The 13,460-nt window shown below is 63.1% G+C and carries 16 protein-coding genes; all 16 read left to right on the forward strand.

Features of this window, described 5'->3' with window-relative positions; translation table 11 throughout:
• Positions 1-127 precede the first annotated feature (127 nt).
• The 16 genes from ACP148_RS00275 to ACP148_RS00350 all read left to right on the forward strand — a co-directional run bounded on the left by ACP148_RS00275 (position 128) and on the right by ACP148_RS00350 (position 13,388).
• Entirely contained in the window at positions 128-1,009 is an 882-nt protein-coding gene (locus tag ACP148_RS00275; protein ID WP_185926686.1) for a DMT family transporter, read from the forward strand.
• A 241-nt stretch (positions 1,010-1,250) separates the two neighbouring features.
• Positions 1,251-1,877 (forward strand): RNA polymerase sigma factor, encoded by a 627-nt coding sequence (locus tag ACP148_RS00280; protein ID WP_185926685.1) that lies wholly within the window; start codon positions 1,251-1,253, stop codon positions 1,875-1,877.
• 92 nt (positions 1,878-1,969) lie between these two features.
• Positions 1,970-2,302, forward strand: a complete 333-nt coding sequence (locus ACP148_RS00285) for a hypothetical protein (RefSeq protein ID WP_209006420.1) — start codon at positions 1,970-1,972, stop codon at positions 2,300-2,302.
• Positions 2,299-4,065, forward strand: coding sequence for a DUF3141 domain-containing protein (locus ACP148_RS00290; protein ID WP_185926684.1), 1,767 nt, complete (start codon positions 2,299-2,301; stop codon positions 4,063-4,065). The genes ACP148_RS00285 and ACP148_RS00290 overlap by 4 nt, the downstream gene beginning before the upstream one ends.
• 6 nt (positions 4,066-4,071) lie before the next feature.
• The gene (locus tag ACP148_RS00295) at positions 4,072-4,251 is read left to right on the forward strand and encodes a hypothetical protein (RefSeq protein ID WP_185926683.1); all 180 of its coding nucleotides are present in this window, start codon (positions 4,072-4,074) and stop codon (positions 4,249-4,251) included.
• A gap of 74 nt (positions 4,252-4,325) precedes the next feature.
• Complete coding sequence (locus tag ACP148_RS00300) at positions 4,326-4,976, forward strand: enoyl-ACP reductase FabI (protein ID WP_371811462.1); 651 nt, start codon at positions 4,326-4,328, stop codon at positions 4,974-4,976.
• A complete protein-coding gene (gene petA, locus ACP148_RS00305; RefSeq protein ID WP_421950127.1) occupies positions 4,973-5,575 on the forward strand; it encodes a ubiquinol-cytochrome c reductase iron-sulfur subunit in 603 nt (200 codons plus the stop codon). The genes ACP148_RS00300 and petA overlap by 4 nt, the downstream gene beginning before the upstream one ends.
• A 39-nt stretch (positions 5,576-5,614) precedes the next feature.
• Positions 5,615-6,310, forward strand: a complete 696-nt coding sequence (locus tag ACP148_RS00310) for a CBS domain-containing protein (protein WP_185926682.1) — start codon at positions 5,615-5,617, stop codon at positions 6,308-6,310.
• Between the two features lie 60 nt (positions 6,311-6,370).
• Positions 6,371-7,132: an NAD(P)/FAD-dependent oxidoreductase gene (locus tag ACP148_RS00315; protein ID WP_185926681.1), complete on the forward strand. Its 762-nt coding sequence runs from the start codon at positions 6,371-6,373 to the stop codon at positions 7,130-7,132.
• On the forward strand, positions 7,129-7,530 hold the full coding sequence (locus ACP148_RS00320; RefSeq protein WP_185926680.1) for a hypothetical protein: 402 nt from the start codon (positions 7,129-7,131) through the stop codon (positions 7,528-7,530). Before ACP148_RS00315 ends, ACP148_RS00320 begins: the two co-directional genes overlap by 4 nt.
• 95 nt (positions 7,531-7,625) lie before the next feature.
• Positions 7,626-8,789: a phospholipase D-like domain-containing protein gene (locus tag ACP148_RS00325; protein ID WP_185926679.1), complete on the forward strand. Its 1,164-nt coding sequence runs from the start codon at positions 7,626-7,628 to the stop codon at positions 8,787-8,789.
• Between the two features lie 184 nt (positions 8,790-8,973).
• Complete coding sequence (locus ACP148_RS00330) at positions 8,974-9,141, forward strand: hypothetical protein (RefSeq protein ID WP_185926678.1); 168 nt, start codon at positions 8,974-8,976, stop codon at positions 9,139-9,141.
• A gap of 113 nt (positions 9,142-9,254) precedes the next feature.
• Entirely contained in the window at positions 9,255-9,620 is a 366-nt protein-coding gene (locus tag ACP148_RS00335; RefSeq protein ID WP_185926677.1) for a DUF5676 family membrane protein, read from the forward strand.
• The gene (locus ACP148_RS00340) at positions 9,617-10,999 is read left to right on the forward strand and encodes an MBL fold metallo-hydrolase (protein ID WP_185926676.1); all 1,383 of its coding nucleotides are present in this window, start codon (positions 9,617-9,619) and stop codon (positions 10,997-10,999) included. The genes ACP148_RS00335 and ACP148_RS00340 overlap by 4 nt, the downstream gene beginning before the upstream one ends.
• A complete protein-coding gene (locus ACP148_RS00345; RefSeq protein ID WP_185926675.1) occupies positions 10,996-12,504 on the forward strand; it encodes a thymidine phosphorylase family protein in 1,509 nt (502 codons plus the stop codon). Before ACP148_RS00340 ends, ACP148_RS00345 begins: the two co-directional genes overlap by 4 nt.
• Positions 12,501-13,388, forward strand: coding sequence for a ribose-phosphate diphosphokinase (locus tag ACP148_RS00350; RefSeq protein ID WP_185926674.1), 888 nt, complete (start codon positions 12,501-12,503; stop codon positions 13,386-13,388). Before ACP148_RS00345 ends, ACP148_RS00350 begins: the two co-directional genes overlap by 4 nt.
• The last annotated feature ends 72 nt before the right edge of the window (positions 13,389-13,460 follow it).

The following is a 13,460-nucleotide window of genomic DNA, read 5'->3' on the forward strand; positions in this document are numbered from 1 at the left end:
TCAGCGCCCTCTGGCCTTTCCGGTGTAAGACTTAGGCGGGCGCAACGTCATTTTACTTCGCCCCCAAGTTGGCACATCGGAAAATTTCCGCAATTCCTGCCATTTCTGATCCAGACAAGGAAACTCGATGTCGCCAACCGTCATATCCAAGATCGTTCTGGCCATGTTCCTGTGGGCGGCGTGCTTTCCGCTGATCACGGCGGGGCTGCAATACGCGCCGCACCTGACCTTTGCGACGATGCGGGCAGGTCTGGCAGGCGCGGCTCTGGTGGGGTTGGCCGTGATCTTGCGTCGGCCATTTCCGCGCGGCGGGCGCATCTGGGTGACACTGGCTGTCGTCGGCCTTGGGGCGACCAGCCTGGGGTTTGTGGGCATGTTTCATGCGGCCGAGTTTGTGTCTCCCGGCCTCGCCACCGTCATCGCCAACACGCAGCCCCTGCTTGCGGCGATGCTTGGCGTCGCGTGGCTTGGCGAGCACCTGCCGAGGATCGGCTGGATCGGCCTGTCGGTCGGCTTCGCGGGTGTCCTCGTGATCGCCCTGCCGCAACTGCTGGAGGGGGGGCAGGACGGCTCGGCCATCGGCTTTGCCTATATCGTTCTGGCGGCGGTCGGCGTGACCATCAGCAACGTGGCGATCAAGTCCATCGCGGACAAGGTGGACGGGCTTTTCGGAATGGGGATGCAACTGCTCATCGGCAGCGTGCCATTGGCCATCGCGGCCTTCGCAATGGAAGATCCGACCGCGGTTCAATGGAACGCGGCCTTCACGTTATCCTTGCTGGGGTTGGCCCTTTTCGGCTCGGCGCTGGTGTATTGGGTCTGGTTCTCGGTCTTGGAGGAGGTCGAGCTGAACCGGGCGATCGTGTTCAGCTTTCTGGTCCCGATCTTCGGTCTTACGATTGGCGCACTGTTCTTCGGGGAACGTCTGTCCGGCATTCAGTTTTCCGGTATTGCGCTGGTCATTTTGGGGATCGTGTTCGTCAATCTCAAGGGCAGACCACAAGGGTAGTCGTACCGCGCCGAAGGGAAACCTGACGCCGGCAGGATGCAGTGCGACATCCTGGCCATCCCGTCACCGCCGAAAGCCACCTTGCCGCAGGCGGACAGAAACCCCATGTCTTTCAGAGCGGCGCGACGGGCTGCAACGCATTTGATCCATGTCAACGCCCGCCCGCATTGAAACTGCAAGATGCAACAGTCAGACCATCGTTGCATGACAGCGCAAGATACGCGGAAAGGGCAGGGACATCATGGCATCGCAAGACAGTCGCACGCGGGAGGTGCCCGGCACTTCGCCGGAACGCGCGCTGTTGGACGGGCGCGGCGCGTTCATGGGGTTCCTGGTCAAACGGCTCGGCAACCGCGCGGATGCCGAGGATGTGTTGCAAGAGTTCTGCATCCGGGTGCTGACCCGCAAGGATCAGCTCCGCGATGTCGACCGGATGGATGCGTGGCTCTACACGATACTGCGCTCCACCCTGAACGACCACTACCGCAAGGGAACCCGGCGCAACCGTCTGGCGGCAGCGGCGGCGCGCGAACCCGAAGACTGGATCGCCGATGCGCCCAGCCAGATGGCGCGGTTGTGCACCTGCCATGAGGGGCTGATTTCCGAACTGCGCCCGGTGGAGTCCGAACTGATCCGGCGCATAGATTTCGGCGAGGAGGATCGAGAGACCGCGGCGGCCGATCTCGGATTAACGCGCAACGCCCTCGGTGTCCGGCTTCACAGGGCGCGCACTGCCCTGCGCGAGGCGCTGACGGCGCATTGCGGCTCATGCTGCCGGGAGGATCGCGAGGATTGTTCCTGTCCGCCCAGAGGCTGCGCGAACGTCGTACACGAAACCGATTGCGAAGACGTGGGACAGGAACACTGATCGCCCTGTCGGCGGGTCTGTAACGATTTCCTTCTTCCGGCGTCTTCTTCTGTGACCAAGCCCGAAGGCTCAACCACAGGAGTCGCCTAGCCATGCCACGCAAGACGATGGATCGGAAATCAGGGGGAACCCGTCACTCATCATCCGACGACGATGATCTTCGGATCTTGTTCTCGCAAATGACCTGTGCCTGTGCCGAGACCTGCGGGCATGCCGACGCCCCGATGGCGCGGGCGTTGTTCAACCGGGTCGAAATGATGAACCAGCCCCCGTCACTCGCGGCGCGCGCGTTGGGCATCGAGCCCGGCGATGCGTCCTATCTGCTGACCGGTCTGCGCGAGGATGTCGCGGAGGATCTCGTGCTTGTGATGCTCGCTGGAAGACCTTCCGGCACAGACCCCCAGTCAAGAGGAAACCGAACATGAACAAGAGCCTGCGCCTTGCGATGGAGACGCCCGAACACGCCCCTGCACCTGTCGCTGACGATGTGGGCACGGGCGCGCAGACGCCCTATGCTCAGGACGCCTTTGAACGCTGGATCCTGTTCCTCGACACGCTGCGCGAACGCGCCGACAACATGATCGCGCATGAGCGGCAGGGCATGCCGCCGCTGCTGGATTTCGACTACGAGCTTTTGCTTGACGCCCGCAGTTTCGAGCGGCCCGCCAACTACGCACTGCTCAGGATCACGCGGGTGGGAGAGGATTGCTGGGACGATTGCGTGGACGAGGCCAAGCCGCCGGTGATCGTGATCGACCCGCGCGCCGGGCACGGGCCGGGCATCGGCGGGTTCAAGCGCGACAGCGAGGTCGGCATGGCGATGCACGAAGGCCACCCGGTCTATTTCGTGATCTTCTTTCCCGAGCCGGTGCCCGGCCAGACCCTGGCGGATGTGCATTATGCCCTGCGCGATTTCGTCTCCGAGGTCGCGCGCCGTCACCCGGACACAGCCCCCGTGCTCTACGGCAATTGCCAGGCCGGTTGGGCCGCCACGCTGCTGGCCGCCGATTGCGACGGCCTGACCGGTCCGATTGTGCTGAATGGCTCACCGCTCAGCTATTGGTCGGGCGAGGCGGCAAGCAGCCCGATGCGGATGATGGGCGCGCTGACCGGCGGGGCCTGGGCCGCGCATATGATCTCGGATCTGGGCGACGGGCGCTTTGACGGCGCCTGGCTGGCGCAGAATTTTGAGACCCTGCAACCGGAAAAGGCGATCTGGGATAAGTACGCGACCCTCTTTGCCCATGCCGACACAGAGCGTGAGCGGTTCGTCGAATTCGAACGCTGGTGGAATGGCTACTACACGCTCAGCCGTGAGGAAATCCTCGGCATTACGCAGAATCTGTTCATCGGCAACCGGCTGGAGCGGGGCGAGATGCAACTGGACGCTCATTGCACCATTGACCTCAAACGCATTCGCAACCCGCTGATCATCTTCGCCTCGGAAGGTGACAACATCACGCCGCCCGAACAGGCAATGGGGTGGATCGGCAAGCTCTATCCTGACACCGATGCGCTCAAGGCAGCCGGGCAGCGCATCGTCTACATGACCCACCCCCGGGTTGGGCATCTGGGAATTTTCGTCTCCGGCTCCGTCGCGCGGCTCCAGCATCGGGCGATCCTGGAAAGCCTGGACGAGGTCGAGGCGCTCGCGCCGGGGCTTTACGAGATGGTGATCGACAACCCGTCGGGCGACCCGGATTGCGAGAGCGGTGATTTCGCTGTGCGGTTCGAGCCGCGCGAGGTCGATGATCTGGGCATTGCGTCAGATGATGGGGCCTTGAAACAGGTCGCTCAGATTTCGCGGATCAACGAGGCCTTCTATTCGACTTTCGTCAGTCCTTGGATTCGCGCCGCGACGACCCCGGCCAGCGCCGAGGCGCTCCGTGCCCTGCATCCGATGCGCTGGACGCGGACGATGTTTTCCGAACGGGTGAATCCGTGGATGGCGCTGGTCAAATCCACCGCCGAAACGCTGCGCGAGACGCGCGACCCCTTGCCGGAAGACCACCTTGCGATTGTCACCGAACGCGCGCTGTCGGCGCGCACCGGCGAGGTTCTGGGCGCATGGCGCAAGGGGCGCGATGCCTGGATCGCCCGTGTCTTCGGCGCGATGTTCGGCCCTTTCCCCGTCATCACGGCGCCTGCACAGGCGGACCATCCGGACGCCGTATCACACAAGGAGTGACCGAATATGGAATGGCTTTCTCAGAACTGGGTTTTGGTTCTCCTCTTCGGCGGAATGGCCGCGATACACCTTTTCGGGCACGGTCATGGCGGACACAAACATGGCAAGACAAGCAAGAGTCATAGTGTGCATGAGAAGAAAAAGGCCGCGTCCTCCGATACCAAGGCAGCATCCGAAGATGCCTGACTTAGACGAATGCTGCGATCCTGCGGAACTGCTTGATCTGTCCGGCCGGAAGGGTCTGGTTGTCGGCATCGCCAATGATCGCAGCCTGGCCTGGCCTGCTGCCCTGCGATGTGAACGCACCGCATGAACTCGACGGTGTTTTTGATGCCATCACCGAACGCTGGGGAAAGCTGGACTTTATCCTTCATGCCGTGGGCAGCGTGCCGCCCGGCGACCTTCATGGCCGCCTGACCGACTGTTCGGCTGAAGGATTCACCGAAGCGATGGATGTTTCGGTCCATTCGCTGATCCGAATGGCCCGTCTGGCCGAACCCCTGATGAGAGGCGGCGGCAGTCTCATCACGCTGAGTTATCTCGGTGGCGAACGTGTGGTGGAGAATTACAACGTGATGGGGCCGGTCAAGGCGGCTCTCGAAGCTACGGTGCGCTATCTGGCGCACGAACTCGGGCCATCGAACATCCGCGTCAACGCCATTTCGGCAGGGCCGGTGATGACCCGCGCGGCGTCGGGGTTGACCGGCTTTGCCGGGCTTCTGGACGCAACCGCGCGTGCCGCGCCCCTGCGGCGAAACATCGAGGCCGACGAGGTGGGCCGCGCCGCCCTGCTGTTCGCCAGCGACTATACCGGCGGCATCACGGGCGAGGTGCTGCATGTCGATGCGGGTGTTCACGTCGAAAGCCCTGTCGCCGCAGCGGAGATGAACTCTAAATCGGAGGAATCATGATGCGCCAGACCAATGACGAAACCAATCAATTACTCGCAACAGAGCGCCGCGATTTCCTTTATTATGCAACGGCCTCTACCGGCGCGATTGCCGCAGGCGCGGCGGTTTGGCCGTTGATCAATTCGATGAACCCCTCAGCGGATGTGACCGCGTCCGGCACGGTCAGGGTCGATCTTGCCGGTGTCGAACCGGGCCAACGCATTACGGTGAAGTGGCAGGGGCGCCCGGTCTTCGCCTGGCGCAGGTCTCCAGCGGCAATCGAGGCTGCACGTGCCGTCGATCTCGACGAGCTTCCCGATCCTGTTGATGAAACGGACGAGAATCCCAATCTAAGTGGCGAAGAGCCGGCACTGGATGAAAACCGCGCGGCGGGGGAGGATGGTGAATGGCTGATCGTCATCGGGGTCTGCACGCATCTGGGCTGTATTCCCCTGGGCCAGGATGGGTCGGCGGTGGGCGAATTCGGCGGGTGGTTCTGCCCGTGCCACGGGTCGCATTACGATACGTCGGGTCGGATACGGAAAGGGCCGGCACCGCGCAACCTCGACATCCCGCCCTACACGCTGGGCGAAGACCTGCAACTCGTCATCGGCACCTGACCGAAGAATCGTCCAATAGTCCAAGAAGGAGACCATGACATGCAAGCCAAGGATATCATGACAACATCCGTGATCTCGGTCCCGCTGGAGGGACAAGTCGAGGACGCGGTGCGCCTGATGCTGGACCACCACATCAGCGCGCTGCCCGTCGTCGACGCAGAGGGCGGCCTCAAGGGACTTGTCAGCGAAGGCGATCTCATGCGGCGTGTCCGCGAAACCGACGGCCCACGCCGGTCCTGGTGGCTCGAAGTCCTGGGCGGATCGAGCGATTCCACCCGGGATTTCGTGAAACTCAAAAGCCACCACGTTGAGGATGTGATGACACGCGATGTCGTTTCCGTCGAGGAAGACACGACTGTCGCAGAGATCGCGCGTCTTCTGGAAAAGCACCGGATCAAGCGCGTGCCGGTGGTGAGTTCCGACAAAGTAGTCGGCATCGTAAGCCGGGCGAACCTGCTCCACGCCTTGTCGGCACTCAAGGATGGGGCGCTGCCGGAGCCGTTGGAGGACGACCGCGTGCTGCGTGCAAAGATTGAAGAGGCTCTGAAAGAAGTGCCTGGTGCAGCGGTCAACCTCATCAACTACACCGTGCACAAGGGGAATGTCGCCGTCTGGGGTGTCGCCGACAGCGATTTCGAGGAGAATGCGATCCGGGTTGCCGTCGAAAACGTGCCCGGTGTCAGGACGGTTGAGGTCCATATGGGCCGCCTGCCGGCCTGGGCTTACGGGATCTGACTCACGTTGCGGAGATAAACCCGGCCTGTCAGGACGTCGATCGTATCGAGGAGGGTTCGTATGATGGCGCTAACGCCAGGTTCCGCCGACCCTGAAGACAATACGATTGAAATCGTCGGGGCTGGTCCCGCAGGTCTGGTCTGTGCAATCGTTTTAGCCAAGGCCAATCGCCGGGTCGTGGTGCGAGAGTGGCACGAAGATGTCGGCCATCGGTTCCACGACGACTTTCAAGGCCTTGAAAACTGGAGCGACGCACAGAACGTTCTGGACGAACTGGCTGATGCCGGTGTTGTCGCCGATTTCGATCATCGCGGTGCAACCGAAGGCTTCGTCTTCGACAGCCATGCAAAGGCCCACAGAGTGCATGGATCGAAGCCCCTGTACTATCTTTTGCGCCGGGGCAACGCACCGGGAACGCTTTACCGGGTCTTGCTGGATCAGGCCCGCGCGGCCGGGGCCGAGGTGCGATTCAACGATCGCGTGAAAAAGACCACGACCAACATGGTCCTGGCAGGCGGACCACGGCGGGCCGATATCATCGCCGTGGGCTACGTCCTTGACACCTCTATGGCCGATGGTGCGTGGCTGGCCTTCGGGACCGAGCTTGCCCCGAAGGGCTACGCCTATCTGCTCGTGCACCGGGGGCGCGGCACGGTGGCCAGCTGCATGTTTTCAGGTTTTCGCGATCAAGCGAAATATCTCGCGGCAACCGTGGAATACTTCAAGCGTCACGCGGGCCTGGAGATGAAAACGCCGCGAGGCTTCGGCGGTTTCGGGAAAGTCCGATTGCCGCGCACGCGATGCAGGATGGAAACCCGGTGATCGGCGAACACGCGGGTTTCCAGGACGCGCTGGCGGGATTCGGGCTACGCTATGCGATGCGATCCGAGCCCCTGGCGGCCCAAAGCCTGATCAGCGGCGTCGACTACAGGAAAGCCTGGCGTGAGGCGCTGCAACCCGGCCTGCGCGGTGGTGTCGTCAATCGGTACCTGTTCAACCGGACGGGCCCCCGCGGGATCGACTACCTGATCGGTAAGCTGGAAACGACCGACATTGGCATTGCCTTGGGCGAGGCATATCGGCTTTCATTGCCCAAGCGACTGCTGCTGCCGCTCGCCCGTTTTCACTACCGCAACCCTTTGGAGGACCGCAGTTGCAGCCATGAGAACTGCGATTGTGTCGGGTGCCAGCACGGCGCCCATGAAACAGCGAACACCTGACGGATGTGCAGTCTTGCCTTTTCGCGCTGCAAGCATGGCTCCGACATCGTGACGTCGATGTTGCGACCGAACCAGTGGGGCGGTAGGCCGCGATCATGAGCACCCCGCGCGCACCTCGCGAAAACTCCCTGACGATGCCACAGGCGCGGGCAGCGATGTGTGTGCCAAATCTGGGCGAAGGGTCGGGCGCTTTCCAGCTCTTTGTCGAGGGGGATGCCCTGTTCGATGCGATGATCACGGAGATCGAGGGCGCGACCGAAGCAATCTGGATGGAATCCTACATCTTTGCCACCGACGAAGTCGGCGCGCGTTTTGTCTCCGCCCTTGCAGCCAAGGCGCGAAGCGGGGTTGACGTTCGGTTGCATCTCGACGCTTTCGGTGCTGGCCAGCGGGATTTCGACAAGTTTCGGCGGGAATTGGAACGAAGCGGTGTGCGGTTTCGCTGGTTCCGCCCCTTCGATCTCCGACACCCGCTGCGATATTTCCAACGCAATCACCGCAAGCTTCTCGTCGTGGATGGCCGGGATGCCTTCCTGGGCGGTTTCAACATTCGCCGGTTAAACTCGCGTCGGCTTCATGGTGCAAGCCGCCAGCGCGATACCCATGTGCGTGTCCAGGGGCCGTTGGCGACGCTTGCCGCAAGTCATTTCATTCGACTCTGGCGGGAGGCCCGCCCGCTTCCGGCAAACGCAATTCCCGAAGAGGCCGACGGCATCGAAGGACTGCTGGTGCCGAGCTATTCGCGCAAGTGCCAGAAAAGGCTCGCCTGTCTGCATGCGGGACTGATCGGGATGGCACAATCCTGTGTCTATTTGACGTCGCCCTATTTCAGCCCGGGCACCGTGGTCGACCGGGCGCTTCAGGATGTCGCGCGTCGCGGCGTGGACGTCCGTCTGCTGGTGCCACGCAGAAGCGATCCCCTGGTCGCCGGCTGGGCGACGCGGGCGGCATATGCGCAGCTTCTCTCGGCGGGCGTGAGGGTCTACGAGTACTTGCCACGTCAACTGCATGCCAAGACTTCGGTCGTCGATGCCGGCTGGTCGATCGTCGGATCGGCAAACCTCGATTACCGAAGCCTTTTCATCAATCAGGAGCTGGTCCTCTTTGCGCATGACCGCGTTTTGGCCGGGCAGTTGCAGGCGCAGTATCTGCGAGATATTTCAGATGCCCGTGAAATCACGCTTCGGACCTGGCGTTCGCGCGGCTGGCGCGCGCGTGGTTTCGAGGTGATCGGATGGGCCGCGCGGCGGCTGCTTTGACCGATAGCACCGGTCAGCCGACAGCCTGCCTGGTTGCGGTGGCTCCGTCGGCAATATCGACGCCTTCCTACGGTCGACCGATACAGATTTTCCTTTGCCAACGAAGCCCGACAGGTTGCCAATCCTTGTAATGTTTTTCGTCGGGCCGCGTCTTTAGAACGAAGCCAAACAAAAGGAGGTCCAGATGGACGACCGTTCAACTTCGCAGACACAAGACGCGGCCAAGCAGAAGCAGGGCGGATGTTGCGGTGGCAAGACCGATGCGCAGCCGAAGGCAAATGTCGAACCGCAGGTCGCGGAACCCGCAAAGGCAAAACCGGTCAAATCCGGCTGCTGCTGCGGTCAGAACTGACTATGCCTCGCAGGATGGGCGTTTTGCGCCGGTTGCGCACCCATCCTTGCAAGGTGCCGACCGGCAACGGCGTTCGCGATCCAGTTTGATCATCGACAAGAAAGGAACACGCCATGATGCCCATCCTCTATTTCACCGCCGTCGCGGCGATCCTTTTCCTGGCCCTGCGCATGACGTGCGGGGCCTGCGTCATGGGCGCGAATGACGGGACAGGGCGCACGTTTCTTCCCATCGTACCGCTGGGCTGGGCGCTGAGCCTGTTTCTGGCTCTGACCTACCTTGTGTGTATCGCCTTCGATCTGATCTTTCCCGGCTACGCGATGTACGAGGTCTGGTCCGGTCTGCTGCCCGGTTTCGTCTGGCTGACGCCATTGGGCTTCGCCATCGGCCTGATCGAGAGCTTTCTTTACGGATGGTACGCCGCGCTGATCTTTGGCGGGCTCTACAACGCCATCGCGGGCAGGGGAGCAGGGGCATGATCCCGACCGCACGTCCGAAACTGCGCTTTCTCGGTGCCGCCGGAACGGTGACAGGATCGCGCTACCTGATCGAGGCCATGGGACGGCGCATCCTGATCGATTGCGGCCTGTTCCAGGGCTTCAAGCAGTTGCGTACGCGCAATCGCAAACCGTTCCCTGTGCGCGTCAACACCATCGACACCGTGCTGCTCACCCATGCCCATCTGGACCATTCAGGATATCTGCCCGCGCTGATCCGGGCGGGGTTTCGCGGGCGGGTTCTTTGCACCGAGGCAACGGCGGAACTGTGCGGACTCATTCTTCCCGACAGCGGCCATATCCAGCAAGAAGAGGCGCGCTATGCCGCCAGAAAGGGGTATTCCAAACACAAGAACCCAAGACCACTCTACACGCTCAAGGATGCAAAGGCTGCGCTGGATCGCCTTGATCCGCACCCTTTCGATCAGAGGATCGAACTGGGCGACGGCATCGCGGCCAGCTTCATTCCGGCCGGGCATCTTCTTGGGGCGGCCCAGATCCGGCTTGAGGTCGGCGGCAGGGTTATTCATTTCAGCGGCGATCTGGGCCACGAGACCGATCCGCTGATGCGACCGCCAAGACCGTTCGGCGGGGCCGATGTGCTGGTCTGCGAATCCACCTATGGCAACCGGGCCCATCCCGATACGGACCCCGAGGCCGAGCTGGCCCCGGTCCTGAAACGCACCTTTGCCCGCGGCGGCACGGTGCTGATCCCGTCCTTCGCGGTCGGACGGGCGCAGGGGCTGATGCTGCACATTGCGCGATTGATGGAGCGCGGCGATATTCCCTACGTGCCAGTATTCCTCAACAGCCCGATGGCGGTGGACGCAACCGAGATCTATCACCGCCACCACGACGAACATCACGTCAGCCGCGAAGACTGCGTGGCGATGTTCGAGATCGCCAAGAGGGTAAACACGGTCGAGCAATCCAAGGAGCTGAACACCCGCCAGGGCCCGATGATCATCGTCTCCGCCAGCGGAATGCTGACCGGGGGGCGTATCCTGCACCATCTGGCCAGCTTCGGCGGCGATCGGCGGAATACAATCCTGCTGTCCGGTTTCCAGGCCGGTGGCACGCGCGGCGCGGCGCTGGCCGGGGGCGCTCGGACATTGCGCATGTTCGGGCGCGAGTTCCCGATCGAGGCCGAAGTGGTTCAGCTAAATTCCTTTTCCGGGCACGCCGATGCCGATGAAATCCTGCGCTGGATGTCCGCCGATCCCGCCCCGGAGATGACTTATCTGACCCACGGGAACCCAGACGCATCGGACACACTGCGGTTCCGCGTCGAACATGAACTTGGGCGACCCGTGCGCGTCCCGGAGCATCTCGAATCCGTCTATCTGGACCGGCCGCGATGACCGATACGCTTGCGCTTGTCCCCTCCGGCATCGACACCTACCGGCAGCCGGTCGTCTACATGCATGAAGATTGCCATGTCTGCCGCGCGGAAGGGTTTGCCGCCCAGACCCGTGTACGCATCGATCTGAATGACCGCTGGATCATCGCGACCCTGAATGTGATCGCCCGCGGGGCATGGCTTGCCGTGGACGAGGCGGCATTGTCGTCTTCCGCCTGGGCGGCCCTTGGAGCGCAGGCAGGGGACAGGGCCGCGTTCTCGCACCCTGAACCGCCCGCTTCGGCGTCGATGATCCGGGCGAAAGCCTATGGCGAGAGACTGGATCAGGCCGGGTTCGCGGCGATCGTCAGCGACACGCTCGACAACCGGCTATCGGATCTCGAGCTTGCCGCCTTCGTAACCGCCTGTGCGGGCGACAGGCTGGATGAGGCCGAGACCGTGGCCTTGACCCGCGCCATGAGGGATGCCGGGCAGATGCTCGACTGGGGGGACCGGGCCGTTCTCGACAAACATTGCGTCGGCGGATTGCCGGGCAACCGGACGACGCCGATCGTCGTCGCCATCGTCGCGGCGGCGGGGCATCTGATCCCCAAGACGTCGAGCCGTGCGATAACCTCGCCGGCGGGGACAGCCGACACGATGGAGGTCATGGCACCGGTCGTTCTTGACGGTGATGCGCTGCGCCGGGTGGTCGAAGCAGAAGGCGGCTGCATCGTCTGGGGCGGCGGGCTCGCGCTCAGCCCCGCCGACGATCACTTCATCCGTGTCGAACGCCCGCTCGATTTCGACTCCACCGGTCAGCTGGTGGCCAGCGTGCTGTCGAAAAAGGCGGCGGCCGGTGCCACGCACGTTCTGATCGACCTGCCGGTCGGACCCACGGCCAAGGTGCGGTCGGCCGGGGCCGCCGAAGCCCTCGGTGCCCGGCTGTCATCGGTGGCCAAGGCGTTGGGTCTGAACCTGGCGCTGCACATCAGCGACGGCATGGCTCCTGTGGGACGCGGCATCGGCCCGGCATTGGAAGCCATGGACGTGCTGGCGGTTTTGCGGCGCGCGCCGGACGCGCCTGTCGATCTGCGCGCACGGGCGCTGGATCTGGCCGGGCATCTTCTGGACCTAGCGCCGGACGCCGTTGTGGGGCAGGGACGGGACCGCGCGCAGGCGCTTCTCGACAGTGGCGCGGCGGAAGCGAAGTTCATAGCAATCTGTGCGGCACAGGGCGGTTTCCGCGAACCCGGCACCGCCTCGCAACGCATCGAGATACTTGCCCCGCATGCGGGCGAATTGACGGCCGTGGACAACCGCCGGATTGCACGCATCGCCAAGCTGGCCGGTGCCCCGCGTCAGAAGAGCGCCGGCATTCGCCTGCTGGCGCGGATCGGTGATCGTATGGACAGGGGCCAGCCGCTTTATGAACTTCATGCCGAGACACCAGGCGAACTGGCCTATGCCTTGGCCTATGCGGAGTCCCAGACCGGGGTGCTGACGCTGTCCGGGGAGGCGTCATGATCCTTGTCGCGTTTCCCGAGATGATGCCGCTGGCCGAGCGCCTTGCACCGGCACTGGGCGCGGAACCGCGCGTGCTAGACTGGCACCACTTCCCCGATGGCGAAAGCCTGATCTCGCTGCCCGGCGATCTGGAGGGCGCAGACGTGGTGCTGCTGGCCACGTTGCGAGATCCCGACCGCCTTGCGCTACCATTGCGTTTTGCGGCGGCCACGGCCCGTGAGATGGGCGCGCGCCGCGTCGGATTGATCGCGCCCTATCTCGGCTACATGCGTCAGGACCGCCGGTTCGAAGCCAGGCAGGCGGTCAGCGCGCCGCTGTTCGCGCAGTTCCTGGGGGAGAGTTTCGATTGGCTGGTGACCGTCGATCCGCATCTGCACCGCATCGCGCGGCTGCAGGATGTCTTCCCGATGCCGGCGATGCGCGCCGTATCCGCCCCGCTGCTTGCGACCTGGATCAGCACGAACCTGCCAGACGCCGTTCTTCTAGGCCCTGACAGCGAAAGCCAGCAATGGGTCGCCGAGGTGGCCCGGCTGGCCGGACGGCCTTACGAAGTCTTGCGCAAGGTGAGATCCGGTGACCGCAGTGTCGATGTCAGTGTCCCCGAAAGCGCGGCGCTGCGCGAAGGCACGCCAGTGATCCTCGACGACATCGCATCTTCCGGCGTCACGATGGCACGCGCCGTCGAAAGGTTGCTTGCGGCTGGAACCGCCGCGCCTGTCTGCCTTGTCATCCACGCGGTCTTTGCCGATGGCGCGCAGGACACCATCATGTCGGCAGGTGCGGCAGGGATCATATCCACCGACACCATACCCCATTCAACGAACGTGATCGGAATTGTCGACATCCTGAGCGAAACGACCCTTTCGGCCTTGAAGGAACCTTGATCACGCAAGTTCGGACAAGACCGGATCGTAGGAAAGGATCTGTCGGCTTTCGTCCTGAGCGCAAACCGGAAC

It is taken from the genome of Pelagibacterium sp. (assembly GCF_965249125.1).
Taxonomy (GTDB): Bacteria; Pseudomonadota; Alphaproteobacteria; order Rhizobiales; family Devosiaceae; genus Pelagibacterium.